This is a genomic window from Geodermatophilus sp. SYSU D00525 (assembly GCF_054050475.1).
On record NZ_JBJGZK010000026.1, the window covers coordinates 1 to 25,407 of the forward strand.

A 25,407-nucleotide genomic window follows, 5' to 3' on the forward strand; every position below is an offset into this window, starting at 1 on the left:
GGGGGTGGTGGGGGTGTGTGGTGTGGGGGGGCGGGTGGGCCGCGAGGTGGGTGTGCGGGGGCGGGGGCCCCCCCGGGCCGGCCCCCCCGCCCCCCCCCCCCCGCTGCTCGACGGCCTGCATGCGGTCCTCCAGCGAGCGCATCGCGCCGCGCGGCACGTGGCCGATGGCGTCGTAGCGCTCCTGGATCCGGCGCAGCGCGGCCTGGGCGCCGCGCAGGTCGGTCGACGGGTCGAGCTTCTCGGCCTCGGCCAGCAGTTCCTCCTTCGCCTGCTGGTTGGCCAGCTGCTCGGAGTTGCGCGCCTTGTCCGACTCGGCGCGGGCGGTGAAGAAGACGTCCTGCGCGGCGCGGAACTGCTTCCACAGGTCGTCGTCGCCGTCGCGGCCGGTGCGCGGCACCGCCTTCCAGCGGTCCATGAGCGACCGCATCGCGGCGCTGGTCGGGCCCCAGTCGGTCGACGTCGACAGCCGCTGCGCCTCGGCGATGAGCTCCTGCTTGGCCGCGCGGGCCTCGCCGCGCTGCGCGTCGAGGGCGGCGAAGTGCGCGCCGCGGCGGCGGCCGAAGGCGTCCCGGGCCGCGGCGAAGCGCGACCACAGCGCCTCGTCGGTCTTCCGGTCGATCCCGCGGATCGTCTTCCACTCCTCGACGATCGCCTTGAGCCGGTCGCCGGCGGCCTTCCACGACGTCGACTCCGCGGCGATCTGCTCCGCCTCGGCGGCCAGCGCCTCCTTGCGGGCGACCTGCGCGGCGCGGGCGGCGGCCTTCTCGGCGCGCGACTCGGCGGCGGCGGAGTCGGCGGTGCCGACCATCGCCCGGGCACGGGCGGCCAGGCCGTCGAGGTCGCCGACGGCGGTGGCGGTGGGGATGGTGTCGGCCAGCGCCTGCGCCTTGGCCTTGAGCTCGTTCGGGTTGCCGGTGTGCGCCTTGAGCCGCGCCTCGAGCAGCCTGACCTCGGTGGCCAGGTCGTCGTAGCGGCGGGCGAAGTGCGCCAGGCCCGCGGCCGGGTCGCCGGCCTGCCAGGAGCCGACCGCGCGCTCGCCGTCGGCGGTGCGCACGTAGACGGTGCCGTCCTCGTCGACCCGGCCCCACTGCGCGGGGTCCGACGCCGACTCGGCGGCCGGCGCGGTCACCACCCCGGCGGGCGGTGCGGTCTCGGGGGCAGGCGTCTCGGGGGCGGGGGCCTCCGGCGCGGCCTCGGGGGCGGTCCCTGCGGCGGGGGTCTCCGGCGCGGCCTCGGGGGTGCTCTCGGCCGCCGTCGGGTCGGCCAGCGCCGCCGCGTCGGGGGTGGGCGCGGCGGGAGTCCCGGCCTCCGGGGCGACCGCGTCGGGACCCGCCGTCTCGGGCGAGGGGACCTGCTGCGACCCGTCTCCGGGGTTCGTCGTGCTCGACACGCACCGCAGTGTCCCACGCCGCATCGGCGAGACTGCTCCGGTGAGCAGCAGTCCCGCCGCGGCCGTCCCGGTCGCCTTCTGCCCGTGCCCGCCGCTGCTGCTCCCCGAGGTCGCCGGACGGGCCGCCGCGGACACCGCCGCGCTGCTGTCGGCCTGCACCGACGCGGTCGCCGCGCTGGCCGCCGCCGCGCCGGGCCCGGTGGTCGTCGTCGGCGCCGACGCGGAGGGCCGCCACGGCGCGGGCGACGCCGGGGACCTGCGCGGGTTCGGCGTGGACGTCGAGGTGCCGCTGGACGGGGAGGTGCGGCCCGCGGGCCGGCCGCTGCCGCTGTCGCTGACCGTCGGTGCGTGGTTGCTGCGCCGCGCCGGGCACCCCGGCCCCCGGGTCGGCGTGGGCCCCGGCGACCTCGCCGCCGCCGTCGGGGAGCTGCCCGGTGCCGGCCTGCTGGTCATGGGCGACGGCTCGGCCCGCCGCAGCGAGAAGGCGCCCGGCCACCTCGACCCCGCCGCCGCGCCCTTCGACGCCGCCGTCGCCGCGGCGCTGGCCGCCGGGGACGCCGCCGCGCTCGCCGCGCTGGACCCGGCCGAGGGGGAGCGGCTGCTGGCGGCCGGCGTGCCGGCCTGGCGGGCGGTCGGTGCGCTGCTGGCCGGCCGGGACGTCACCGCGGAGCTGCGGTTCGACGGCGCGCCCTTCGGCGTCGGCTACCTCGTCGCGTCCTGGACGGTGCGGTGACGCCGCCGCCCGTCGTCGCCGTCGTGGGACCGACGGCGACCGGCAAGACCGCGCTCGCGGTGACGCTCGCGCAGCGGCTCGGCGGGGAGGTGGTCAACGCCGACTCGATGCAGCTCTACCGCGGCATGGACATCGGCACCGCCAAGCCCGACCTCGCCGAGCGGCGGGGCGTGCCGCACCACCTGCTCGACGTCTGGTCCGTGCGGCAGGCGGCGTCGGTGGCCGAGTACGCGCGGCTGGCCCGCGCCGAGATCGACCGGCTGCGCGCCTCCGGCGTCCTGCCGCTGCTGGTCGGCGGGTCCGGCCTGTACGTGCGCGCCGTCCTCGACGACCTCGACATGCCCGGCACCGACCCCGCCGTGCGAGCCCGGCTGCAGGCCGAGCTGGAGGAGTCCGGCCCCGCCGCGATGCACGCCCGGCTGGCCGCGGTCGACCCCGCCGCCGCGGCTGCGGTCCTGCCGTCGAACGGGCGGCGGATCGTGCGCGCGCTGGAGGTCGTGGAGATCACCGGCCGGCCGTTCCGCGCGACGCTGCCCGAGCCGCGGCCGCACTACCCGGCGGTGGTCGTCGGCCTGGACCGCGAGCCCGCCGAGCTCGACGAGCGGGTGGCCGTCCGGGTGGACCGGATGTGGGCCGCCGGCTTCGTCGCCGAGGTCGAGGCGCTGGTCGCCGAGGGCCTGCGCGAGGGACCCACCGCCTCACGGGCGCTCGGGTACGCGCAGGTGCTCGCCCAGTTCGACGGCGAGCTGACGCCCGACGAGGCGCGCGAGCGGACGGTCGGCACCACCCGCCGCTTCGTCCGCCGGCAGCGGTCGTGGTTCCACCGGGACGCGACGACGACGTGGTTCGACGCCGCCCGCTCCGACCTCGCCGACGCCGTCGGGGCGCTGCTCGCCGGCCGTACGATCGGGCGGTGAGCGACCGGTTCCTCCTCGGGCACGGCACCGAGAACGACTTCGTCGTCCTGCCCGACCCCGACGGGGACCGCTGGTCGGAGGACCGCCTCGACGCCGCCCTCGTGCAGCGGCTGTGCGAGCGCCGCGCCGGCCTCGGGGGCGACGGCGTCCTCCGGGTGGTGCGCAGCCGGCACGTGCCCGACGCCCCCGCCGTCCTCGGCGACGCCCTCGACGCCTGCGAGTGGTTCATGGACCACCGCAACGCCGACGGCTCGCACGCGGAGATGTGCGGCAACGGCATCCGGCTGTTCCTGCACGCCCTGGTCACCGAGGGCCTGCTCGACCGCGCCGCCTGCGCCGACGGCGTGCTGGTCGGCACCCGGGGCGGCCCGCGGCGGGTCGGTGCCGGCGCCGACGGCGCCTACTGGGTCGACATGGGCCCGGCCCGCCCGTTCGGCCGCGGCGAGGCCACCGTCGGCGGTCGGGCGTTCCCCGGGCAGGCGGTGTCGATGGGCAACCCGCACCTGGTCTGCCTCACCGACGCCGACCTCGACGCCCTGGACCTCACCCGGCAGCCCAGCTTCGACCCCGGCCTGTTCCCGGAGGGCGTCAACGTCGAGTTCGTGCGGGTGCTGGCGAACCCGGCCGAGGGCGCCGACGCGCACGTGCGGCTGCGGGTGCACGAGCGCGGGGTGGGGGAGACGCGCTCCTGCGGCACCGGCGCCTGCGCGACGGCGTACGCGGCGCTGGCGGCCGGCTCCGAGGAGCCCCAGCGCGGCACCGTCGTCGTCGACGTCCCCGGTGGCCGGCTCACGGTGGACGTCTCCCCGGAGACGACGGTGCTGCGCGGTCCCGCCGTCGTCGTCGCCTCCGGAGAGCTGACCCGGGAGTGGCTGGACTCCTAGGGGTTGTCCGGGGTGTCCGCGCGGGTCCCGGGCTCGTCGGTGGGCGCCTCCGGCTTGTCGGCCGGGCCGGTGTTGCCGGTGCCGCGCGGCTCGCCGCGGCCGGTGTCCTGGTCGGCGCCGCCGAAGGGGTTGCGCGGCGGGTCCAGGCCCACCGGGTCGCGGCCGGGGTCGTCGGTGCCGGTGTCGCTGCTGGTGCTCACGGTGCCTCCCTGCGTCGTGGTCGTCGTCCCGACCTACCCGGCTCCCGGCGGGATGCACTCGGGCCCTTCCGGTGTTGCACCGACCGTATGACGACTGCACAGACGACAACCCACGTGACCGCTGACGACGCGCGTGTCACGCTGGACGTGATGACGACCGCCCCCGAGAGCACCCCGCTCGACGACGACACGCTCGCCGAGACCCGTCCCGCGCCGGCCGGCCCGTGGGACGAGGACGACGACACGACCGGCTCCTACGCGCTCGAGGCCCGTGGCGCGCTGCGCCGCGTCGCCGGGCTCTCCACCGAGCTCGCCGACGTCACCGAGGTCGAGTACCGGCAGCTGCGCCTCGAGCGCGTCGTGCTCGTCGGCGTGTGGACCGAGGGCACCCAGGCCGACGCCGACCGCTCGCTGGCCGAGCTCGCCGCGCTCGCCGAGACCGCGGGTTCGCAGGTGCTCGAGGCGGTGAGCCAGCGGCGGGACAAGCCCGACGCCGGCACGTACGTGGGCTCGGGCAAGGCGAACGAGATCCGCGACATCGTCGCCGCGACCGGCGCGGACACGGTGATCTGCGACGGCGAGCTGACCCCCGGCCAGCTGAACGCGCTGGAGAAGACCCTCAAGGTCAAGGTGGTCGACCGGACCGCGCTGATCCTCGACATCTTCGCCCAGCACGCCACCAGCCGGGAGGGCAAGGCCCAGGTCGAGCTGGCGCAGATGCAGTACATGCTGCCGCGCCTGCGCGGCTGGGGTGAGTCGCTGTCCCGGCAGGCCGGTGGCCGCGTCGCCGGCGGTGGCGGCATCGGTACCCGCGGTCCCGGTGAGACGAAGATCGAGACCGACCGACGGCGGATCCGGTCGCGGGTGAGCAAGCTGCGCCGCGAGATCGCCGGCATGGCCACCGCCCGGGCCACCCAGCGCTCGGCGCGCGACCGGCACGCCGTCCCGAGCGTGGCGATCGCCGGGTACACCAACGCCGGCAAGTCCAGCCTGCTCAACCGGCTGACCGGCGCCGGCGTGCTGGTCGAGAACGCGCTGTTCGCCACCCTGGACCCGACGGTGCGCCGCGCGCAGTCGCCCGACGGCCGCGAGTACACGCTCACCGACACCGTCGGGTTCGTGCGGCACCTGCCGCACCAGCTCGTCGACGCGTTCCGCTCGACGCTGGAGGAGGTGGCCGGCGCCGACCTGCTGCTGCACGTCGTCGACGGCTCCGACCCCGACCCGCTCGGCCAGATCGACGCGGTGCACGTGGTGCTGCGCGAGATCGACGCCGCCGCGGTGCCGGAGCTGATCGTCGTCAACAAGGTCGACGCCATGACCGAGGACGACGTGCTGACCCTGCGCCGGGCGCTGCCCGGGGCCGTGTGGGTCTCCGCGCGCACCGGCGAGGGCATCGAGCAGCTGCGCGAGATCGTGTCCGCCCGGCTGCCGCACCCGGACGTCGAGGTCGAGGTGCTCGTGCCCTACGACCGCGGCGACCTGGTGGCCCGCGTCCACCGCGACGGCGAGGTGCTCAGCGAGGAGCACGAGGCCGGCGGCACCCGGCTGACCGCCCGCGTCGACGGCGGCCTGGCCGCCGCTCTCGAGCGGTTCGCCGTCCCGGTCGGCTGACCGTCTCCCGCACCCCCGCCCGCCCGGGTGCCCGGCTCCGCGCCGGGTGCCCGGGCGGCTCGCCGTTCCGCCCCGCCGAGGTCACGGGCGGGTCACGGCCCGGTACCGTGATCGCGTGACCAGCGGCGTGGTGCGGCGCAGCCCCGGCGCGCCGACCGGGCGCCCGGAGCGGGCCACCGCCCGCCCGGAGCCGGTGGTGGGGAGCGGGCGCCCGCCGTGGTGGCTGCTGGTCGTGGCGTTCGCGGTCACCGTCGGGGTCACCGTCGACCTGCTCAGCCGCGGGGTGCTCGAGCGGCTGGACCTCGAGGTGTCCGAGGTGGTCAGCGCCTGGGACCTGCGCGACTCCCCGGCCTACTGGCCGGTCTGGGCGGTCACCCAGATCGGCGGCCGCGGCACCATCCTCATCGTGCTGGCCGCCCTGGTCGGCTGGCTGTGCGTGCGCGAGCGGACGGTGCTGCCGCTGCTGCGGGTGGTCACCGCACTGGCGCTGCTCACCGTCGTCGTCTACGCGTTCAAGTTCGGCACCGGCCGCACCGCCCCCGCCTATCCCGGTTCTTTCTTCCACCGCGACGGCGCCAGCTACCCCTCCGGGCACGTGGCCAACGCCGTGCTCATGTGGGGCGTGGCGCGCTGGCAGGCGGTCGAGTACGGACTCGGGCCGCGGGTGCAGCGCACCCTGTGGTGGCTGGCCGTCGTCGGGCCGGTGGCCACCGGGATCGCGATGGTCTCGCTGGACTTCCACTGGGTCACCGACGCCGTGGTGGGCGCGGCCGTCGGGCTGCTGCTGCTGGGCGTGGTTCACGCACTCGACGCGCTGGTGCTGTCACGCTGGGCGAGTGCCCGGTCCGGCCGCCCGTCCGCGTAGCACCGTCCGGCGGGCACCGGCCGTCCTGCTGACCGCGGGCCTGCTCGCCCTCCGGGCGGCGCCGGCCGCGGCCGAGGAGCCGGCCGCTCCCTCGGTCCGCTGCCAGGTGACCGACCCGCGGCTGGCCGAGCTCTCCGGCCTGGTGGACGTCGGCGACCGGATGCTCGCCGTGGTCGACGGCGGGGACGAGGTCGCCGTGTACGTGCTCGACGGCGCGTGCCAGGTCGTCGACGTGACCACCGCGCCGGTGGACCCCTACGACCCCGAGGACCTCGGCGTCGGCCCCGACGGCACGGTGTGGCTGGCCGACACCGGCGACAACACCACCGTCCGGACGACGGTCGCGCTCGTCGCGCTGCGGCCCGACGGCGGGACGGCGCTGTACCGGCTGACCTACCCCGACGGCCCGCACGACGCCGAGGCGCTGCTGCTCGCCCCCGACGGGACCCCGTACATCGTGACCAAGGAGGTGCTCGGCGCCAGCCACGTCTACCGGCCGGCGGCGCCGCTGGTCGACGGCGGCACGGTCGCGCTGGCCGACGTCGGCACCGTCGCGTTCACCCTCACCGGCACGCCCGGCGGTCCCGTGGGCCGGGCCGGGCAGCTGCTGGTCACCGGCGGGGCGGTCGCCCGCGACGGCAGCCGGATCGCGCTGCGCACCTACACCGACGCCTACGTCTGGCCGCTCGCCGGGGCCGACGTCCCGGGGGCGCTGGCCGGCGAGCCGGTGCGGATCGCCCTGCCCGAGGCACCGCAGGGGGAGGCCGTGTCGTTCACCGCGGACGGCAGCGCGCTGCTGGTGGCCGGCGAGGGCCTCCCCGGGGACGTGACCGCGGTGCCGGTCCCGGCGGGGTCCGCGCCGCCCACGACGGCGGCGCCCCCCGCGGCCGACCCGTCGCCGTCGGCCCTGCTCGGCGGGGACGCCGGGGGCCTGTCGCCGGTGGCCGCCGGCGTGGCCGCCGCCGTCGTCGCGACCGCGTTGGTGTGGATCGGCGGGCGGCTGCGCCGCCGCCGGTCCGGTGGTCCGCCCGCCAGCGCCTGAGCTCCGGCACCGGTGGGGACCTGCGGCTCAGACCCGCCGCAGGACGGTGACGACGCGGCCGAGGACGGTGGCCTCGTCGCCGGGGATCGGCTCGTAGGCCGGGTTGTGCGGCAGCAGCCAGACGTGCCCGTCGCGGCGCTTGTACGTCTTGACCGTGGCCTCGCCGTCGAGCATCGCGGCGACGATCTCGCCGTTCTCGGCGGTGGGCTGCTGGCGGACGACGACCCAGTCGCCGTCGCAGATGGCCGCGTCGACCATCGAGTCACCGGCGACGCGCAGCATGAACAGCGTGCCCTCGCCGACGAGCTCGCGGGGGAGCGGGAAGACGTCCTCGACGGCCTGCTCGGCGAGCACCGGGCCACCGGCCGCGATCCGCCCGACCAGCGGGACGTAGGTGGGGGCCGCCGAGCCGTCGGCGGCCGCGGCGGGCGCCGCGGGGGCGGACTCGCCCGCGGTCTCGCCGGGCAGCCGGACGTCGAGTGCGCGGGGCCGGTTGGGGTCGCGCCGCAGCCAGCCCTTCTTCTGCAGCACCGACAGCTGGTGGGCGACCGACGACGCCGAGGACAGGCCGACCGCCTCGCCGATCTCGCGGACCGAGGGCGGGTAGCCACGCCGCTCGATCGAGTCGCGGATGACCTCGAGGACCCGGCGCTGCCGCTGGGTCAGGCCGTCGCCGCCCTCGCCCCGGTCGGGGAAGGTGCGCACGGCGCCCGTGCCGTCCGCGCCGGCACCGCGCTCGGCGGCCGGACGGCGGGTCGCCGCGCCGCCCCGGGTGCCCTGGCCGGTCCCGCTCGTGCCCGCCACGTCTCCTCCTCGCCGGCCGCGTCCCCGCGGCCCGTCCGTCGCCCTCCCGGCCCGGGGCCGGTCGGCGGGCGGTGCGCCCGCACGGACCGTAGCGCGCCGGCGCCACAGGTTCAAACGTGTGTTCGAAGGACACGCCGCGCCGCTCTCGCACTCGTCGGACCCGTGCGGTAGACATCCGGACAGACGTTCGATCGAACACGCGTTCGATTCGGTGGACCCGATCTGGAGGAGCGGTCATGGGCAGCGTGCGGCAGGCAGTGCTCGAGTTCGACGCGGCGGTCCGGGTCCCGTGGCGGCCGCCGCTCCGCGGGGAGGGCGGGACGGCCGCCGGCGGGGGTCGGTCGGTCCCGGCTCGCGCCGACCGGCCGGCGCCGCGGGCGGGCCTGCCGGGCTCGGGTCCCCGCGTCGCGGGGCACCTGCGGCCGGTGCCCGACCGTCCCGCGGCGGCTCCCGCGCGCACCGCCGGGCCGGCCGCCGAGGGGCCGCGCACCCGTCGCGACCCGGCCCGCCCCAGCGGGCGGCCGGTGCGCTCGGAGCCCGCCCGGACCGCCGTCCGCACGCGGTGCGCGCCGGCCCCGTCGCCGGTGCGGCTGACCCGTCGCGGGCGCCGCCTGGTCACCGTGCTGGTCCTCGCCGCCGGCGTCGGCGGGGCCGCCCTCGGCCGGGGGGTCCTCGCCCCTGATGACGGCCTGCGCCTGGCCGGCGAGAGCAGCGTCGTGGTCGAGAGCGGTGACACGGTGTGGTCGATCGCCGCGGAGGTCGCCGGCCCCGGCCAGGACGTGCGCGCGGTGGTCGACGCGATCGAGGAGCTCAACGACCTGGAGGCGGCGGTCGTCGTCCCCGGCCAGGTGCTGCGCCTGCCGTAGGCGCTCCGCCGGCGGCCGGGCGGCCGGAACTGACGAGGCGGACCTCCCCGGTTCGTCAACCATCGGCGGTCGCGTCGCTCACGAAATGAGTGCAGACCAACACTTACGGTGAGGACCGTGTCAGCAGCCGTGAACAGCCAGGCAGCGGTGTCCTTCGGGTCCCCACAGGACGTCGAGGTGTTCGTGAACAGCAGCTGGGTGCCCGGCGCGATGCTCGGCTGGCGACACGACGACGCCGGCGTGTGCGAGGCCTGGGTGCGGTTGCGGACCGACGTCCCCGAGGTGGTCGAGGGTGCCGGCACCTGGGTGGGGCTGGCCGACGTGCGACTGCCCGAACGGCACCTCGCGCCGGCGCCCGAGGTCCCGCCGGCAGCCGTGGCGGCATCGGACCGGGCGGCAGGCCCTGCGCTCGAGCGCTCCCGCCGAGCACGTCGACACGGCCTCGACATGACCGCCGAGATGCCCGCCGTCGGCGGTGGCGCGGGCCGGCACCGCGCACGGGCCGTCCACGGCGCCGGGCGGCACCGCGCCGTCACGGCGGAGATGCCCGCCATCGCCCTCGGGTCCGTGGCCGCACCTCCCGCTGCCGACACCCTCGCCGAGGACGCCCGCCTCTACACCCGGCCGATCCGCCTCGGGGACCTGGTGCCGCACCCCCGCGGCGGCCGCCCCGCCGTCCGCCCGACCGTCTGACCCGCCGCGGGGGCGAGTGCTCCCGGGGCCCGTGGTTCCCGTGCCGGCGTCCCGCCGGCGATCCGGGCGGGCGTCCGCGCGCCACCGCAGGCGCTCGTGGACGCCCTCCTGACGGGCGGTCGATACACCCACCCGCCCCCTCCCGCGCGCCGACACGCGCGGCGTCCCGGCGTGTCGTGTGACGGGAGGGGACCCTGCTCGCCCCTGGTCACCACGGGGTCACGGCCGGATCTCGACGGAAGAGACACGCGCGTTCTCGTCTTGCAGATGTAGTGGAGCGGGGCCTACTGTCCCCCTACATCTAGTAGTTGCACCGATGGAAGTCCTCCACAGGCCGTCCTCAGGACCTCCACGGGGTGTCCACCGGATGTCCCCAGAGGGGTCCACAGACAGACGCAGACGGGCGGGTCCGGCAGGGCCGGACGAGCCCGTCGGCACCAGCCGCCCGACCGGGTCCCCGGTCCGGTCTCCCGCGGAGGAGGTGAACCGCAGTGCGCTGCCCGTTCTGCCACAACCCCGACAGCCGCGTGATCGACTCGCGCGAGGCCGACGAGGGGGCAACCACCCGTCGCCGCCGCTCGTGCCCGGCCTGCGGCCGCCGTTTCACCACCGTCGAGGAGGCGGTGCTCGCCGTCGTCAAGCGCAGCGGGGTGAGCGAGCCGTTCAACCGGACCAAGGTCGTCGCCGGCGTGCGGCGCGCCTGCCAGGGCCGGCCGGTCGACGAGGACCAGCTCCAGCAGCTGGCCCAGCAGGTGGAGGACGCGATCCGCGCCAGCGGCGTGGCCGAGGTCCCCAGCCACGAGGTCGGGCTGGCCATCCTGCAGCCGCTGCGCGAGCTCGACGAGGTCGCCTACCTGCGCTTCGCCAGCGTCTACCGCGCCTTCACCTCGGTCGAGGACTTCGAGAAGGAGATCACCGAGCTGCGGGCCCGCCACCACCGCGGCGGCACCCCGCCGCTGCCCGGGCTGCAGATCGAGCCGCCGGCGCCGCGCCGGCGCGGCTCCGCCCGCACCCCCTCCACCGCCCGCGACGGCTGACCGCCGCCCGCGCGACCAGACGTGCGCCGGCAGCGTCGCCGGCCCTCCCAGCACCACCGAAACCGTCAGCAGCACCGGATAGGAACAGGGCGGCTCTCTTCCCCAGCCGCCCGCACCACTCACCGAGGGAGAGCTCGTGACCGAGATCGAGGACCGCCCGGCAGGCCGTACGCGCCGGGTCGCCAAGGCGCCGACCAGGGGGAAGGGCCTGAAGGTCAAGCGGGTCTACACGACCGCCGGCGTCCACCCGTACGACGAGGTGACGTGGGAGCGTCGCGACGTCGTCATGACCAACTGGCGTGACGGCTCGATCAACTTCGAGCAGCGCGGCGTCGAGTTCCCCGCCGAGTGGAGCATCAACGCCACCAACATCGTCACCACGAAGTACTTCCGCGGCGCCGTCGGCACCCCGCAGCGGGAGAGCAGCCTGCGTCAGCTCATCGACCGGGTGGTGCTCACCTACGGCGCGGCCGGCCGCGAGCACGGCTACTTCGCCACCGAGGGCGACGCCGAGGTCTTCGAGCACGAGCTGTCCTGGATGCTGCTGCACCAGGTGTTCAGCTTCAACAGCCCCGTGTGGTTCAACGTCGGCACGAGCGCGCCCCAGCAGGTCAGCGCCTGCTTCATCCTCGCCGTCGACGACACGATGGACTCGATCCTCAACTGGTACCGGGAGGAGGGGCTGATCTTCAAGGGCGGCTCCGGCGCCGGCCTGAACCTCTCCCGCATCCGCTCGTCCAAGGAGCTGCTGTCCTCCGGCGGCACCGCCTCCGGCCCGGTCAGCTTCATGCGCGGCGCCGACGCCTCCGCCGGGACCATCAAGTCCGGCGGCGCCACCCGGCGCGCGGCCAAGATGGTCGTCCTCGACATCGACCACCCCGACATCGAGGAGTTCATCGAGACCAAGGCGCGCGAGGAGGACAAGATCCGCGCGCTGCGCGACGCCGGGTACGACATGGACCTCGGCGGCAAGGACATCACCAGCGTCCAGTACCAGAACGCCAACAACTCGGTCCGCGTCTCCGACGAGTTCATGCGCGCGGTGGAGGACGGCACCGACTTCGGCCTGCGCGCCCGCCTCGACGGCTCGGTGATCGAGAAGGTCGACGCCCGGGACCTGTTCCGCAAGGTCACCCAGGCCGCCTGGGAGTGCGCCGACCCCGGCATCCAGTACGACGACACGATCAACGACTGGCACACCAACCCCGAGACGGGCCGGATCAACGCGTCCAACCCCTGCTCGGAGTACATGAGCCTGGACAACAGCTCGTGCAACCTGGCGTCCCTGAACCTCATGAAGTTCCTCAAGGACGACGGGACGTTCGACGCCAAGACCTTCGTCAAGGCCGTCGAGCTGGTCATCACCGCGATGGACATCTCGATCTGCTTCGCGGACTTCCCGACCGAGCCGATCGGTGAGACCACCCGCGCCTACCGGCAGCTGGGCATCGGCTACGCCAACCTCGGCGCGCTGCTGATGGCCACCGGCCACGCCTACGACTCGCGGGGCGGCCAGACCCTGGCCGCGGCCATCACCTCGCTGATGACCGGCACCGCCTACCGCCGCTCGGCCGAGCTCGCCGGCATCGTCGGCGCCTACGAGGGCTTCGCCCGCAACGCCGACGCGCACGCCCGCGTCATGCGCAAGCACGCCGCCGCCAACGACGCCATCCGCCCGGTCGGCGCCGACGACGCCGACGTGCTGCGGGCCGCCACCGCCCAGTGGCAGGAGTGCCTGGAGATCGGCGCGGACAACGGCTGGCGCAACGCGCAGGCCTCGGTCCTCGCCCCCACCGGGACCATCGGCTTCATGATGGACTGCGACACGACCGGCATCGAGCCGGACTTCTCGCTGGTCAAGTACAAGAAGCTGGTCGGCGGCGGGTCCATGCAGATCGTCAACCAGACGGTCCCGCGGGCGCTGAAGAGCCTGGGCTACCAGGACGAGCAGGTCGAGGCGATCGTCGAGTACATCGCCGAGCACGGCCACGTCGTCGACGCCCCGAGCCTGCGCCCGGAGCACTACGAGGTGTTCGACTGCGCCATGGGCGAGCGGGCCATCTCCCCGATGGGCCACGTCCGCATGATGGCCGCGGTGCAGCCGTTCATCTCCGGCGCGATCAGCAAGACGGTCAACATGCCGGAGACGGCGACCGTCGAGGACGTCGAGAACATCTACTTCCAGGGCTGGAAGCTCGGCCTCAAGGCGCTGGCGATCTACCGCGACAACTGCAAGGTCGGCCAGCCGCTGTCCGACGCCAAGGCCAAGAAGGCCACTGCCGACGGTGGGGCCACGGTCGAGGTGGAGGCCGCTCCGGTCGCCACGACGTCGCACCCGGTCCGCCGCCGGCTGCCGAAGAAGCGGCAGAGCATGACGACGTCGTTCAGCGTCGCCGGCGCCGAGGGCTACATGACCGCCGGGATGTACGAGGACGGCAACCTCGGCGAGGTGTTCCTCAAGCTCGGCAAGCAGGGCTCGACCCTGGCCGGTGTCATGGACGCCTTCTCGATCGGCATCTCGATCGCGCTGCAGCACGGTGTGCCGCTGGAGACCTACATCCAGAAGTTCACCAACATGCGCTTCGAGCCGGCCGGCATGACCGACGACCCGGACATCCGGATCGCCCAGTCGGTGATGGACTACATCTTCCGTCGCCTGGCGCTGGACCACCTGCCGGTCGAGACCCGCGCGACCCTCGGCATCTTCACCGCCGAGGAGCGGGCGGCGCAGGTGTCGGGCACCTACGGCGGCTCGGCCTCGACGGCGGAGGTCGTCGAGGAGGAGGAGGTCGACGTCGAGGCGCTGCGCGGCTCGGTGCCGACCGAGGCCCCGGCCAAGCCGGAGCCGGCCGCCGGGAAGCCGGCCAAGGAGGCCCACTCCTCGGCCGAGCTGCTCGAGCTGGTCACCGGCAACGTCACCGACGCGCCGCTGTGCATGACCTGCGGCACGAAGATGCGCCCGGCCGGCAGCTGCTACGTCTGCGAGGGCTGCGGCTCCACCAGCGGCTGCAGCTGACCCGACCGGTCGGGGTTCGTCCCTGACCACCGAGGTCGCCACCGGCCCGGTCCCCCGCAGGGGGCCGGGCCGGTGGCGTCCCACGGGCGCGACGGGTCAGGGCAGCCGTGCCAGCAGCGCCCGGGCGAACGCCCCGGCCGCCGGGTCGGCCGGCTCGTGCGTCGCCGTGGCGCGCAGCCAGCTCGCGAGCGGCGCGGCCAGCGCGGGGGAGAGGGCCGCGATCCACGCACCGGTGCCGGACCGCGCCTCGGCCACGTGCTCGGTGCCCCCGTCGGGGAGGTGCGCGACCACCTCGGGGCGGGTCGCCAGCAGTCCGCCGGTGCGCCAGTCGCCGGGGGTCGTCCGGGCGGCGAGCGCGTCCAGTCGGTCGGCCGCCGTCCGCAGCAGCTGCTCGGGGTCCACGGCCGGATGGTGCCCGACGGCAGCTGGGCGGAGGAGGGCGTCGACGTCCGGGCGCTCCCGGGCCGGACCGCTGCCGAGCGTCTGGACAGGCCACCTCCGGCGGCGGTGGACTACCGGTCCGCACAGGAGGCGCCATGACCGCGGAGCACGTCGCCGAGCCCGCCCGCGCCGGTGCGCGCGGCGCCGCGGACTCGTCCGGACCACCTCCCGCTTCCGGCGGCACCCGGAGCTGAGACTCCTCGCTCACCGACAGGAGGACGTCCCGTGGATACCTTCTTCTCCACCGACCTCACCGGCCTGCCGGAGGCCACGCAGCCCGAGGTGCTCGAACTGGGCGACGGCGACGAGCTGTCGCTGCACCCCGCCCCGGTCGCCAAGCGACTGGGCGACACCACGGTGCGGATGCTCGGCTACAACGGCTCGATCCCCGGTCCCACGCTCAAGGTCCGGCAGGGCTCGGAGATCGTCGTGCACGTCACCAACGGCACCGACCTCGACACCACCGTGCACTGGCACGGGCTGCGCCTGGAGAACCGCTACGACGGCGTGCCGCACGAGACGCAGGCGCCGATCCCGCCCGGCGGGGAGTTCACCTACCGCATCCAGTTCCCCGACCCGGGCCTGTACTGGTACCACCCGCACGTCCGCGAGGACGTCACCCAGGAACTGGGCCTCTACGGCAGCATCCTGGTCGAGCCGGCCGAGCCGGACTACTGGCCGCCGGCGCACCGCGACCTGGTGCTGACCCTCGACGACCTGCTGCTCGAGGACGGCGTGATCGCCCCGTTCAGCCGCACCGAGACCGATCACGCGGCGATGGGCCGCTACGGCAACGTGATGCTCACCGGCGGCGAGACCGCCCCGGCGTTCACCGCGCGGACCGGCGAGGTCGTCCGCTTGTGGCTGACCGACACCGCCAACAGCCGCGTCTTCCGGGTGACCGTGCCCGGCGCCCGGATGAAGCTCGTCGGCGGCGACGGCGGCCGGGTGGAGCACGAGGAGTTCGTCCCCGACGTGGTGCTGGCCCCGTCGGAACGGGCCGTCGTCGACGTGCTGTTCGACCGGCCGGGCGAGTTCGCGCTGGAGCACCGCACTCCGGACCGGACCCACCGGCTGGCGGCGATCACCGTCACCGACGAGGTCGCCGAGCCACCGCCGGCCGACCGGTTCGAGGTGCTGCGCAGCGCACCGGAGCTGGTGGCCGAGCGCCGGCAGCTCGACGCCTGGTTGGCCGCGCCGCCGGACGAGGTCCTCGCCATCGTCGCCGAGATGGACGACCCGGCTGCGGCCCCGGCGGCCGGCCCGGTGACCTACGCCTGCCCGATGCACCCCGAGGTGGTCGGCGACGACCCCGGACGCTGCCCGAAGTGCGGCATGAAGCTGATGGCGACCGCCCCGGCCGGGGGCGCCTCAGGCCACGACACGGGCCGCGCCGGCCACACGATGGGCCAGGACACGGGCCAGGACACGGGCCACGACACGGGCCACGACACGGGCCACGACACGGGCCACGACGCCGGGCACGGGCACGCCCACCACCACGGTCCCGCCACCACCGACGGGATCGAGTGGGAGGACGAGATGGCCGAGACGAGCCGGGCCACCACCACGGAGACGATGCGCTGGAAGCTGCTGGACCGCGCTCCCGGCCGCGAGGGGCTCCCCGTCCACTGGCACTTCACCGTCGGACAGCGGGTCAAGATCCGGCTGGTCAACGAGATGGACTCCGACCACCCGATGCACCACCCGTTCCACGTGCACGGCGCCGGCCGCTTCCTCGTCCTCGCCCGGGACGGGGCGCCCGGGCCGAACCTCGTCTGGAAGGACACCGTGCTCATCCCGACCGGGCAGACCGTCGACGTCCTGCTCGACGTCACCAACCCCGGCCTGTGGATGGCGCACTGCCACATCGCCGAGCACATGCACGCCGGGATGGTGTTCAGCTTCACCGTCGACCGGGCGGTGACGTCGTGACCGCCCCCGCCGAGCCGTACGACGTGGTCGTGGTCGGCGGTGGGCAGGCCGACCTGGCCGCCGCCTGGTACCTGCGCGAGCGGGGGCTGCGCTTCCTGGTCCTGGAGGCGGCGGCGGAACTCGGGCACAGCTGGCGCACGCGCTGGGAGTCGCTGCGGCTGTTCACCCCGGCCGAGCACGACGCGCTGCCCGGGCTGCCGTTCCCGGCGCCGGCCGGCACCTACCCGGGCAAGGAAGCGGTGGCCGACTACCTGCGCGACTACGCCGCCGCCTTCGACCTGCCCGTGCAGCTGGACGCGCGCGTCACCGGGCTGCAGCGCACCGACGGCGGGTTCCGGCTCGACGCCGCCGGGAGGATGTACAGCGCCCGGCAGGTCGTCGTGGCCACCGGACCGTTCCAGACCCCGTTCGTCCCGCCGCTGGCCGCCGGGCTGGACGGGTCGGTGACCCAGGTGCACAGCTCCGGCTACCGCAGCCCCGACGCCCTGCCCGAGGGGCCCGTGCTGGTCGTCGGCGGCGGCAACTCCGGCTTCCAGATCGCCGAGGAGCTGGCCCGGACCCGGCCGGTCGAGCTGTCGGTCGGCGCGACGTACACGGCGCTGCCGCAGCGGCTGCTCGGCCGCGACCTGTTCTGGTGGCTGACCCGGCTGCGCCTGCTGCAGGTGACCGCCGGCTCCCGGCTCGGCCGCCGGATGCAGTCCCGCGGCGAGTTCCTCATCGGCACCAGCCGGCGCGGCCTGCAGCGGGCCGGCGTCCGCTTCCGGCCGCGGCTGGCCGACGCCGCCGGCCGCACCGTGCGGTTCGCCGACGGCACCACCGGGGAGGTGGGTGTCGTCGTCTGGGCCACCGGCTACCGGCCCGACCACTCGTGGATCGACGTCCCGGGCGTGCTGCGCGACGGCCGCGTGGTCCACACCCGCGGGATCACCGACGTCCCCGGGCTGTACGTCCTCGGCCTGTCCTGGCAGCACACCCGCGGCTCGGCGCTGCTGGGCTTCGTCGCCGAGGACGCCGCGTACGTGGCCGACGCCGCCGCGAGGCTCGGCGCCCACGTACCCGCGCCGCGCGGTGCACCCGAGGCGCAGGCGGCTCCGCGCCGCGTCCGGGACCGACCGCCGGGGAGGTCGACGTGACCGCCTCCGGACGGGCTCCGGAGCTCCACGGCGCGGCAGCCCGCGGCGCGCACGGCCTGCGCACACCGATCGTCTGGGGCGTGGTCTGGGGCTGCCTGCAGGCCGCCTCCCCGCTGGCCTTCCCGTGGCTCGACGAGTCCACCGTCTACGCGCTGGGGATCGCCCTGATCGCCGCGGTCTACATCGGGTTCAGCGTGGCCGACGGGCGGGGCAGGGTGATCGCCGTCGAGACCGTCGTCGCCGGCGTCTTCGTCGTCGTGGCCGCGGCGGGGGTGACCGGCTCGGCCTGGCTGCTCGTGGCCGGCCTGGCCGGGCACGGGCTGAAGGACCTCTGGCAGCAGCGCACCGGGTTCGTGGCCAACACGCGCTGGTGGCCGCCGTTCTGCGCCGCCGTCGACGTCGTGGCCGCCGCGCTCATCGCCGTCGGGATCGTGGCCGACGTCCAGCTCGGGTGGTGAGCGTCCGTCAGGCCGTCAGCTCGCGGCCGGCCCCGGCCGCGCGCGCGGCGGCCAGCACCAGCGTCGCCGCCGTCGCGTCCTGCACCGCGACGCCCACGGACTTGTAGAGCGTGAGCTGGTCCGGCGACGTGCGTCCCGGCCGCGAGCCGGCGACGACCTCGCCGAGTTCGACGACGTCGTCCTCGGCGATGAGACCGTGCTGGAGCGGCTCGGTCAGGTCGGCGCTGCCCGCGGCCGTGGCGGACGCCAGCGCCAGGCGCCGGGACTCGACGCAGACCAGCGCCTCGGCGACGGTGGCGTCGTCCACCTCCCGGCCGGAGGCGGACCAGCCCACCGAGGTCACGTGGGTGCCGGGATCCAGCCACTCCCGCCGGACCACCGGCGTGGCGGGCTGGGTCGTGGCGCAGACGACGGCGGCGCCGCGCACCGCCTCCTCGTACGTGCGCACCGCGCGCACCTCGACGCCGAGTTCCTCGCGCAGCTCCGCGGCCAGGACCTCGCTCCTCGGCAGGGAGCGACCGGCGACCCGGACCTCCCGGACCGGGCGCACGCGCACCACCGCCCGCGCGTGGGAGCGCGCCTGCACCCCGGTGCCGAGGAGCGCGAGCACCGACGCGTCCCCGCGCGCGAGCAGCCGCACCGAGAGGGCCGAGCACGCCCCGGTGCGGACCGCGGTGATCACCGTCCCGTCGAGCAGGGCGACCGGTTCACCCGTCGCCGGGTCGAAGACGACGACCACCGCCTGGTGCGTGGGCAGCGCGGTGCCGGCGTTGCGCGGGAAGAGCGTGACCAGCTTGGTCACCAGCGCCCCCTGCGAGGGGACGTACGCCGCCATCCCGAACAGCCGGCCGTCCACCTGGGGGACCAGCGTCCCGCTGCGCTCGGGGACCGAGGCGCGCCCGGCGCTGAGGTCGGCCATCGCAGGGGCGAGCGCGTCGATCAGCACGTCCACGTCGAGGAGCCGGGTCACCTCGTCGGCACCGAGCACCAGCACCCCGGAGATGGTCCGCGCCGTCCTCGACGGGGGTCAACGCCCCCGCGCGCCGGTCGTCCGGCCGGGACGATGCCCGGGGGCGTGCCGCGGGGGGAGTCTGCGGCCGTGGTCGTCGCCCCGGAGCGGACGGTGGGGACCGCGCCCCCGCGGGCCGGGCTGGTCCTCACGGCGCTGGTCCTCGTCGCCGCGGTCGCGAACCTGAACCTGTCGGTGGCGAACGTGGCGCTGCCGGACATCGGGCGGAGCTTCGACTCCGGTCAGACGGCGCTGGACCTGATCGCGGTCGGCTACTCCCTGGGCCTGGCCTGCTCGGTGCTGTGGCTGGGCGCGCTGGGGGACCGGTACGGCCGCAAGCTCATGCTGCTCGGCGGCACGGTGCTCGCCGTCCCGATGTCGCTGCTGGCGGCGTACGCGCCGAGCGACACCGTGCTGTTCCTCGCCCGCGTGGGCGGCGGCCTCGCGGCCGGGATGGCCTACCCGACGACGCTGGCGCTGATCACCGCGCTGTGGGCCGGACCCGGCCGGACGAAGGCGATCGCCCTGTGGTCCGGCCTCGGCGGGGCGATCGCCGCGCTCGGCCCGGTCTGCTCCGGGTTGGTGCTCGAGCAGTTCTGGTGGGGCTCGGTGTTCCTGCTGACCCTGCCGCTGGCCGCGCTGGCCCTCGTCCTGGCCTGGGTGTCCGTGCCCTCGCACGTCAACGAGTCGACCGGCGGGGTCGACAACTGGGGCGGGCTGCTCTCCCTGGTGCTCGTGGGCTCGCTGATCCTCTCGATCAACTTCGCGCCGGTGCCGGACCGGACGACCCTGACCCTGGTCCTCGCCGCCGTCGCGCTGCTCGCCCTGGTCGCCTTCGCCGTCCGCCAGCGCCGCGCCCGCGAGCCGCTCTACGACCTGGGGGTGGCCGCGCGGCCGACCTTCTGGGTGGCCGCCTGCGCGGGCGTGATCGTGTTCGGCTCGCTGATGGGCGCGATGTTCGTCGGCCAGCAGTACCTGCAGAACGTCCTGGGCTACTCGACCGTCGAGGCGGGCCTCGCGATCCTGCCCGCCGCGGCGCTGATGGTGCTGGTCGCGCCGCGCTCCGCGGCGATCGTCGAGGCCCGCGGCGCGCGGTTCACGCTGCTCGCCGGCTACGCGTTCGTGCTGCTCGGCTTCCTGGCGATGCTGCTGCTGTGGACCGAGAGCGCCGGGTACTGGCGGGTCGGGCTCGGCTACGCCCTCGTCGGCATCGGCGTGGGACTGGCCGGGACGCCGGCGTCGCACTCGCTGACCGGGTCGGTGCCGGTGCGCCGGGTGGGCATGGCGTCGGGCACCGCGGACCTGCAGCGCGACCTCGGCGGCGCGGTCATGCAGTCGGTCTTCGGGGCCCTGCTGACCGCCGGCTACGCGTCGGCCGCCGGCGCGGCGATCGCGTCGTCGGGGGAGGACGTCACCAGCAGCGTGCAGGCCGAGCTGACCAAGTCGTTCTCCAGCGCCGTCGACACCGCGCAGCGGTACCCCGCGCAGGCCGACCAGATCGCGGCCGCGGCCCGGACCGCGTTCCTGCAGGGCGACCAGTGGGCCTACGTGGCCGGGATCGTCGCCGTGCTGCTCGGAGCGTTGCTGGTCGCCACCCGGTTCCCGCGGCGGGACGAGGAGCGGCGGCTGCTCGCCGCCTACCGTGCCGACGCCGCGTCACCGGGGGAAGCGCCGGCGGCGCGCCAGGTGCCCGGCGGTCCGGGCCTCAGGCCGCGGTCGGCACCGTCCGTTCGAGTGCGGCGGTGAGGGTGAGCCGGAGGTCGAGCAGGTCGTCGAGCGCCTGCTGGGCCGCCTGGCACGACGTGAAGCCCTCGCCACTCGGGGAGGTGCGGAACCCGTCTCGGGCGGTGCCGAGCTCCTGGTAGGCGACCGCGATGCGGCGGTCGACGTCGGGGACCTGGGGACGAGGGAGCGACACGTCGCCTCCTCCTGCGGATCGGCTGTGCCGGGAGTGGGTTCCCCGGGCGTCCGTGCGGCGCTCTACCCACCCGGGGCCGGGTGCACGCACACTCCGCCGCGCGGATGCCGGTGCACCCCGGACGGGGGATGCCGGCGGGGAGTGCCGGTGCCGTGCCCACGGTGCGGGCCGTGGCCCGTCACACCGCCCGTCCTGCCCCGACTGCGCCGGGGCCTCGCGCGCGGTCCCGCTCGTCCCCGCTGCACCGATCGCGGCGGGTCAGCCGATCCCGCACTCGTCGCGCAGGTAGGTCTCGACGTTGTCGCTCGCGGTGTCCAGGCCGCGCCCGGCCTCCTCGAGCGCGGCGACCGAGTCCCCGTCGGTGAGGTCGAGGTCGGCCGTCGCGTCGGCCACCCGGTCCAGGCCCGCCTGCAACGCCTCCCAGTCGGCGGCGATCGCGTCCGGAGCGTCGACGTCGCGCATCTCGGCCCCGATCTGACGGAGGACGTCGGGGAGCGAGGCGTCGCCCTCGGTCTCCGCGAGGGCGTCCTCCACCCGCTGGTCGAGGTCGGCGGCCCGGGTGCAGAAGTCCTCCCCGGCTGCCGTGTCCTCCGCGGGGGAGCTGGTCGCCGGGGTGTCGGCCGCGGAGTCCCCGCCGTCGCCCGAGCCGCCGTCGTCGCCGGAGCACGAGGCGAGCAGGACGACGCCGAGGACCGCGGCCACCCCGGCCCGGACGGGACGCAGCTGCTGGCGCATGGGACCGACGGTCCCGCGACCGGCGGCCCCGGGGCAGGGCCGAAGGGCCGCTCGGGGGCGAGGGAGGTCACAGGAGGATCACGGCCGGTCGGGTTCCGTTCCCGACGGCGGGCGCCGATGACACCTGCGGTCACCCGTGGATCCGCTCAGTGACGAGGGACCCGGCCCGGTGGAGCGCCGTCTCCCGGCCGGTGGCCGCGCCCCTCGCTCGTCCTCCCGAACGGATCCCCGCACCACCATGCCCGCCGTCCTCGGCACCGTCGCGTCCACCCTCAGCATCGCCGTCGTCTGGCCCCAGGTCTGGCTCTCGTGCCGGCACGGCCGCACCCGGGGCCTCTCGCCCACGGGGACCTGGCTGGCCGTCGCGCTGAACCTGGCCTGGCTGACCTTCGGCCTGCTGGCGCACGACCCGGCCCAGGTGGTCACCAACGCCGTCGTCGGCGCGGGCAACGTCGCGGTGCTCGCCGCCCTGCTGCTCACCCAGCCGGCGCTGCGCACCCCGCGGGTGCTGGCCCGCACCGCCTCCGGCGCCGCCGGGCTGGCCGCCCTCGCCGGCGGCAGCGTGCTCGCGGTGGACCTCGGCGCCGCGCCGGCCGCGGCCGCCGCCGTCCTCGCCTCCGTGGCCGCGGTCGTCGGCGCCGCCGCCGCGGTGCCGCAGCCGCTGGGCCTGCTGCGCGACCGCACCCAGGACGTCTCCGGGCTCTCGCCGGTGCGGTGGTGGCTCGGCGCCGCGTCCTGCGCCGCCTGGACCGGCTACGGCCTCGCGGTGGGACAGCCGGCCATCGCGCTGTCGGCCGCGGTCGGGCTCGGGTGCGCCCTCGTCACCTGCGCGGTGCTCGAGTCCCGGCGGACGCCCGCGCCGGTCGTCCCGTTCCCCGTCCGCCGCCCGGTCCGCCCGGCCGAGCCGCGCCCGGTGCTGGCCGCCGCGGCCTGAGGACGGCGCCCGGGCGAGGATCGGGTGACGTCCGCACCGACCCCGAGGAGTCGCGGTGAGCCCGATCCCCGTCGCCGTCACCGGCGCCACCGGACAGCTCGGGGGCCGGGTCGCCCGCCGGCTGTCCGCCGCCGGTGTCGCGCAGCGCCTGCTGGTCCGCGACCCGTCCCGCGCGCCGCAGCTGCCGGGCGCGACCGCCGTCGTCGCCCCCTACGCCGACGGCGGCGCGGTCCGCCGCGCGCTGGACGGCGTGGAGACGGTGTTCATGGTGTCGGCGTCGGAGTCCGCCGACCGGGTCGACCAGCACCGCGCCTTCGTCGACGCCGCCGCGGCCGCCGGCGTGCGGCACCTGGTCTACCTGTCGTTCCAGGGCGCCGCCCCGGACGCGACCTTCACCCTCGCCCGCGACCACTGGGCCACCGAGGAGCACGTCCGCGCCCGCGGGCTGCGGTCCACGTTCCTGCGCGACGCGCTCTACGCCGACTTCCTGCCCCGGCTGGTGGGGGAGGACGGCGTGATCCGCGGCCCGGCCGGCGACGGGCGGGTCGCCGCGGTCGCCCAGGACGACGTCGCCGACGCCGCGGTCGCCGTCCTCCGCGACCCCGCCGCGCACGCCGGGCGCACCTTCGACCTCACCGGGCCGGAGGCGCTGACGCTGACCGAGGTCGCGGAGACGATCACCGCCGTCACCGGCCGCCCGGTCCGCTACCACGCGGAGACCGTCGAGGAGGCCTTCGCCTCGCGCGCCTCCTACGGCGCCCCCCGCTGGCAGGTCGAGGCCTGGGTGTCGACGTACACCGCGATCGCGGCTGGTGAGATGGCCGCCGTGAGCAGCGCCGTCCCCGACCTGACCGGCTCCCCGGCCACCGCCTTCGAGCAGCTGCTGCGGGCCACCGCGTGAGCCTGGCGATGCGTGCGGTGGCCGGTTACCTGCGGCTGACCGCCAAGCCGCGGATGGCGACCGCCGAGCGCGCCCGGCAGCGGATGGCCGACCCCGGCGCGCCCGCCCCGCTGCCCGACGTGCTGCGCCGGCGGCACGAGGTGGCCACCCGGCTCGTCGAGGACCGCGAGGTGCACACGGTGGCCCCGTGCGGCGGCGGGTCCGGTCGGGTCGCCCTCTACCTGCACGGCGGCGCCTACGTCGCCGGGATGGCGCCGCAGCACTGGGCGCTGGTCGGGCGGCTGGCCGACGCCGGCGTCCGGGTGGTGGTGCCCGACTACGGCCTCGCGCCGCGGTCCACCTACTGCGACGCGTACCGCCTGCTCGACGCCGTGTACCGCGACCTCGGCGACGACGTCGTCCTCGCCGGTGACTCCGCGGGCGGCGGGCTGGCCCTCGGCTTCGCCCAGACGCTGCTCGGCAGCGGCCTGCCGCAGCCGCGGCGGCTGGCGCTGATCGCGCCGTGGCTGGACCTCGCGCTCACCGGCCCCGGCGTGGCCGCGGCCGAGGCCCGGGACCCCTGGTTGTCCAGCGCCGGTCTGGCCGAGGCCGGCCGCGCGTGGGCCGGCGGCGACGACCCGGCCGACTCGCGGCTCAGCCCGGTGCACGGCCCGCTCGCGGGGCTCCCACCGGTGGGGGTCTGGATCGGCACCCGCGACCTGCTCCACCCCGACGTGGTGCGCCTGCGGGACCGGGCCGCCGCCGAGGGGGCGCAGGTGGACGTGACGGTCCGCCCGGGCGCCGTCCACGTCTACCCGTTGACGCCGACCCCCGAGGGCCGGGCCGGGGCGCGGGAGGTCGTCGCGGCGGTGGCCCGGGACTGACCCGCCCGCGCCGTTCTGCCGACAGCCGAACAATTGCGCGAATGGCGAAAGGGGTCCTTTCGGGGGCGCATTCCTGCCGCGTCCCCGATTGACTGCGGCCGTCCGATCCCGGCGGCCCAGGAGGTCCCGACCGTGCAGACCCCGACCGGCTCCCCGTCGTTGCACGACGCCGTCGCCGACCGCCTGCTGCGCGAGCGCATCGTCGTGCTCGGCAGCGAGGTGGACGACGACGTCGCCAACCGACTGTGCGCGCAGATGCTGCTGCTCGCGGCCGACGACCCGCGCCGCGACGTGCACCTCTACGTCAACTCACCCGGCGGCTCGGTGACCGCCGGGATGGCCGTCTTCGACACGATGCAGGCGATCGGCTGCGACGTCGCCACCTACGCGTTCGGGACGGCGGCCTCGATGGGGCAGTTCCTGCTGACCGCCGGCACGCCGGGCAAGCGGTTCACCCTGCCGCACACCCGGATCCTCGTGCACCAGCCCTCGGGCGGGCTCGGCGGCACGCAGTCCGACGTCGCCGTCCAGGCCGAGGCCCTGCGCCGGCTGAAGCGGGACCTCGACGAACTGCAGGCGCTGCACACCGGGCAGAGCGTCGAGCAGATCGAGCGGGACTCCGACCGGGACCGCTGGTTCACCGCCCAGGAGGCCGTGGCCTACGGGCTGGTCGACCACGTCGTCGCCTCGGCCGCGGCGCTGCCCGGCCCGGCGCTGGTCCCCACGGGGTGGGGCGAGTCGTGACCGACTGGCTCACCGCGACCCTCGACGACGCCCGCGCGGCCGAGCTCCGGCGGTCGGTGCGGCACCACCGCCGGGTCGCCGCCGCGACCCGACGACGCCGCGCCCGCCGGATGGCCGCCCGCGCGGCAGCCCTCGCCGAGCGCTCCGCCGTCCTCGCCGCCCGTGCGGCGCTGCTGTCGCCCGGACCCCGCGCGGAGGCACGGTCGGAGGCCGGGGCGGACCGGCGTACAGCCGTCTGACCTGCACTTCTCTCGCCCACAGGGCTTGCCGCTCAG

26 protein-coding genes are annotated in these 25,407 nt (G+C 76.1%); 19 read left to right on the plus strand and 7 right to left on the minus strand.

The window, feature by feature from the left end; translation table 11 throughout:
- The coding region (locus ACI796_RS18460; RefSeq protein WP_456942679.1) for a DUF349 domain-containing protein at positions 1–1,390 on the minus strand (1,390 nt) is incomplete at its 3' end.
- Positions 1,391–1,430: 40 nt separating this feature from the next.
- On the opposite strand from ACI796_RS18460, the gene ACI796_RS18465 reads away from it, so the two are divergent.
- From ACI796_RS18465 to dapF, 3 genes are read left to right on the plus strand one after another with little or no spacing between them, the layout of a single operon-like run.
- Entirely contained in the window at positions 1,431–2,123 is a 693-nt protein-coding gene (locus ACI796_RS18465) for a hypothetical protein (RefSeq protein WP_456942680.1), read from the plus strand.
- On the plus strand, positions 2,120–3,040 hold the full coding sequence (gene miaA, locus ACI796_RS18470; RefSeq protein ID WP_456942681.1) for a tRNA (adenosine(37)-N6)-dimethylallyltransferase MiaA: 921 nt from the start codon (positions 2,120–2,122) through the stop codon (positions 3,038–3,040). Before ACI796_RS18465 ends, miaA begins: the two co-directional genes overlap by 4 nt.
- Positions 3,037–3,924, plus strand: coding sequence for a diaminopimelate epimerase (dapF, locus tag ACI796_RS18475; protein WP_456942682.1), 888 nt, complete (start codon positions 3,037–3,039; stop codon positions 3,922–3,924). The genes miaA and dapF overlap by 4 nt, the downstream gene beginning before the upstream one ends.
- Here dapF and ACI796_RS18480 read toward each other — a convergent pair.
- Positions 3,921–4,124, minus strand: a complete 204-nt coding sequence (locus ACI796_RS18480; protein ID WP_456942683.1) for a hypothetical protein — start codon at positions 4,122–4,124, stop codon at positions 3,921–3,923. The genes dapF and ACI796_RS18480 overlap by 4 nt on opposite strands.
- 150 nt (positions 4,125–4,274) lie before the next feature.
- Here ACI796_RS18480 and hflX point away from each other — a divergent pair, with 150 nt between their 5' ends.
- From hflX to ACI796_RS18495, 3 genes are all read left to right on the plus strand, one after another.
- On the plus strand, positions 4,275–5,738 hold the full coding sequence (hflX, locus tag ACI796_RS18485) for a GTPase HflX (RefSeq protein ID WP_456942684.1): 1,464 nt from the start codon (positions 4,275–4,277) through the stop codon (positions 5,736–5,738).
- Positions 5,739–5,853: 115 nt separating this feature from the next.
- Positions 5,854–6,603: a phosphatase PAP2 family protein gene (locus ACI796_RS18490; protein ID WP_456942685.1), complete on the plus strand. Its 750-nt coding sequence runs from the start codon at positions 5,854–5,856 to the stop codon at positions 6,601–6,603.
- Entirely contained in the window at positions 6,575–7,645 is a 1,071-nt protein-coding gene (locus tag ACI796_RS18495) for a hypothetical protein (protein WP_456942686.1), read from the plus strand. Before ACI796_RS18490 ends, ACI796_RS18495 begins: the two co-directional genes overlap by 29 nt.
- A 27-nt stretch (positions 7,646–7,672) precedes the next feature.
- Here the strand turns inward: ACI796_RS18495 and lexA are convergent, their stop codons facing one another.
- Positions 7,673–8,449 carry a transcriptional repressor LexA gene (lexA, locus tag ACI796_RS18500; RefSeq protein ID WP_456942687.1) on the minus strand — a complete coding sequence of 259 codons (777 nt, stop codon included), beginning with the start codon at positions 8,447–8,449 and terminating at the stop codon, positions 7,673–7,675.
- A 236-nt stretch (positions 8,450–8,685) separates the two neighbouring features.
- On the opposite strand from lexA, the gene ACI796_RS18505 reads away from it, so the two are divergent.
- From ACI796_RS18505 to ACI796_RS18520, 4 genes are all read left to right on the plus strand, one after another.
- Positions 8,686–9,315, plus strand: coding sequence for a LysM peptidoglycan-binding domain-containing protein (locus ACI796_RS18505; protein WP_456942688.1), 630 nt, complete (start codon positions 8,686–8,688; stop codon positions 9,313–9,315).
- Positions 9,316–9,432: 117 nt separating this feature from the next.
- The gene (locus ACI796_RS18510; RefSeq protein WP_456942689.1) at positions 9,433–10,008 is read left to right on the plus strand and encodes a hypothetical protein; all 576 of its coding nucleotides are present in this window, start codon (positions 9,433–9,435) and stop codon (positions 10,006–10,008) included.
- Positions 10,009–10,499: 491 nt separating this feature from the next.
- Complete coding sequence (nrdR, locus tag ACI796_RS18515) at positions 10,500–11,045, plus strand: transcriptional regulator NrdR (protein ID WP_387992657.1); 546 nt, start codon at positions 10,500–10,502, stop codon at positions 11,043–11,045.
- 136 nt (positions 11,046–11,181) lie between these two features.
- The gene (locus ACI796_RS18520; RefSeq protein ID WP_456942690.1) at positions 11,182–14,061 is read left to right on the plus strand and encodes a vitamin B12-dependent ribonucleotide reductase; all 2,880 of its coding nucleotides are present in this window, start codon (positions 11,182–11,184) and stop codon (positions 14,059–14,061) included.
- Between the two features lie 96 nt (positions 14,062–14,157).
- On the opposite strand, the gene ACI796_RS18525 is transcribed toward ACI796_RS18520, so the two are convergent.
- A complete protein-coding gene (locus ACI796_RS18525; RefSeq protein WP_456942691.1) occupies positions 14,158–14,463 on the minus strand; it encodes a hypothetical protein in 306 nt (101 codons plus the stop codon).
- Positions 14,464–14,727: 264 nt separating this feature from the next.
- On the opposite strand from ACI796_RS18525, the gene ACI796_RS18530 reads away from it, so the two are divergent.
- The 3 genes from ACI796_RS18530 to ACI796_RS18540 are packed head-to-tail and all read left to right on the plus strand — an operon-like array spanning position 14,728 to position 18,028.
- Entirely contained in the window at positions 14,728–16,437 is a 1,710-nt protein-coding gene (locus ACI796_RS18530) for a multicopper oxidase domain-containing protein (protein ID WP_456942692.1), read from the plus strand.
- Complete coding sequence (locus tag ACI796_RS18535) at positions 16,434–17,570, plus strand: flavin-containing monooxygenase (protein WP_456942693.1); 1,137 nt, start codon at positions 16,434–16,436, stop codon at positions 17,568–17,570. The genes ACI796_RS18530 and ACI796_RS18535 overlap by 4 nt, the downstream gene beginning before the upstream one ends.
- Positions 17,567–18,028, plus strand: coding sequence for a hypothetical protein (locus ACI796_RS18540; protein ID WP_456942694.1), 462 nt, complete (start codon positions 17,567–17,569; stop codon positions 18,026–18,028). Before ACI796_RS18535 ends, ACI796_RS18540 begins: the two co-directional genes overlap by 4 nt.
- Before the next feature lie 7 nt (positions 18,029–18,035).
- Here ACI796_RS18540 and ACI796_RS18545 read toward each other — a convergent pair whose 3' ends face one another.
- A complete protein-coding gene (locus tag ACI796_RS18545) occupies positions 18,036–19,022 on the minus strand; it encodes an ornithine cyclodeaminase family protein (protein ID WP_456942695.1) in 987 nt (328 codons plus the stop codon).
- A 105-nt stretch (positions 19,023–19,127) separates the two neighbouring features.
- Between ACI796_RS18545 and ACI796_RS18550 the strand changes: the two genes are divergently transcribed.
- Complete coding sequence (locus ACI796_RS18550; protein WP_456942696.1) at positions 19,128–20,783, plus strand: MFS transporter; 1,656 nt, start codon at positions 19,128–19,130, stop codon at positions 20,781–20,783.
- Here ACI796_RS18550 and ACI796_RS18555 read toward each other — a convergent pair.
- Complete coding sequence (locus tag ACI796_RS18555; protein ID WP_456942697.1) at positions 20,743–20,955, minus strand: hypothetical protein; 213 nt, start codon at positions 20,953–20,955, stop codon at positions 20,743–20,745. The two genes, ACI796_RS18550 and ACI796_RS18555, sit on opposite strands and share 41 nt — an antisense overlap.
- Before the next feature lie 258 nt (positions 20,956–21,213).
- Complete coding sequence (locus ACI796_RS18560; RefSeq protein ID WP_456942698.1) at positions 21,214–21,690, minus strand: hypothetical protein; 477 nt, start codon at positions 21,688–21,690, stop codon at positions 21,214–21,216.
- A 238-nt stretch (positions 21,691–21,928) separates the two neighbouring features.
- Here ACI796_RS18560 and ACI796_RS18565 point away from each other — a divergent pair, with 238 nt between their 5' ends.
- Genes ACI796_RS18565 through ACI796_RS18585 form a run of 5 tightly spaced genes read left to right on the plus strand, consistent with a single transcriptional unit; the run spans position 21,929 to position 25,371 of the window.
- Entirely contained in the window at positions 21,929–22,624 is a 696-nt protein-coding gene (locus ACI796_RS18565; protein ID WP_456942699.1) for a SemiSWEET transporter, read from the plus strand.
- Between the two features lie 55 nt (positions 22,625–22,679).
- The gene (locus tag ACI796_RS18570; RefSeq protein ID WP_456942700.1) at positions 22,680–23,525 is read left to right on the plus strand and encodes an SDR family oxidoreductase; all 846 of its coding nucleotides are present in this window, start codon (positions 22,680–22,682) and stop codon (positions 23,523–23,525) included.
- An 8-nt stretch (positions 23,526–23,533) separates the two neighbouring features.
- Positions 23,534–24,388 carry an alpha/beta hydrolase fold domain-containing protein gene (locus ACI796_RS18575; protein ID WP_456942741.1) on the plus strand — a complete coding sequence of 285 codons (855 nt, stop codon included), beginning with the start codon at positions 23,534–23,536 and terminating at the stop codon, positions 24,386–24,388.
- A gap of 33 nt (positions 24,389–24,421) precedes the next feature.
- The gene (locus ACI796_RS18580) at positions 24,422–25,132 is read left to right on the plus strand and encodes an ATP-dependent Clp protease proteolytic subunit (protein WP_456942701.1); all 711 of its coding nucleotides are present in this window, start codon (positions 24,422–24,424) and stop codon (positions 25,130–25,132) included.
- Positions 25,129–25,371 (plus strand): hypothetical protein, encoded by a 243-nt coding sequence (locus tag ACI796_RS18585; protein ID WP_456942702.1) that lies wholly within the window; start codon positions 25,129–25,131, stop codon positions 25,369–25,371. The genes ACI796_RS18580 and ACI796_RS18585 overlap by 4 nt, the downstream gene beginning before the upstream one ends.
- The last annotated feature ends 36 nt before the right edge of the window (positions 25,372–25,407 follow it).

Excerpts from the sequence above, each read along its gene's own strand:
- ACI796_RS18565 (WP_456942699.1), top strand. The coding sequence starts at position 21,929 with ATGCCCGCCGTCCTCGGCACCGTCGCGTCCACCCTCAGCATCGCCGTC.
- ACI796_RS18505 (WP_456942688.1), top strand. The coding sequence starts at position 8,686 with ATGGGCAGCGTGCGGCAGGCAGTGCTCGAGTTCGACGCGGCGGTCCGG.
- hflX (WP_456942684.1), top strand. The coding sequence starts at position 4,275 with ATGACGACCGCCCCCGAGAGCACCCCGCTCGACGACGACACGCTCGCC.
- ACI796_RS18560 (WP_456942698.1), bottom strand. The coding sequence starts at position 21,690 with ATGCGCCAGCAGCTGCGTCCCGTCCGGGCCGGGGTGGCCGCGGTCCTC.
- ACI796_RS18575 (WP_456942741.1), top strand. The coding sequence starts at position 23,534 with ATGCGTGCGGTGGCCGGTTACCTGCGGCTGACCGCCAAGCCGCGGATG.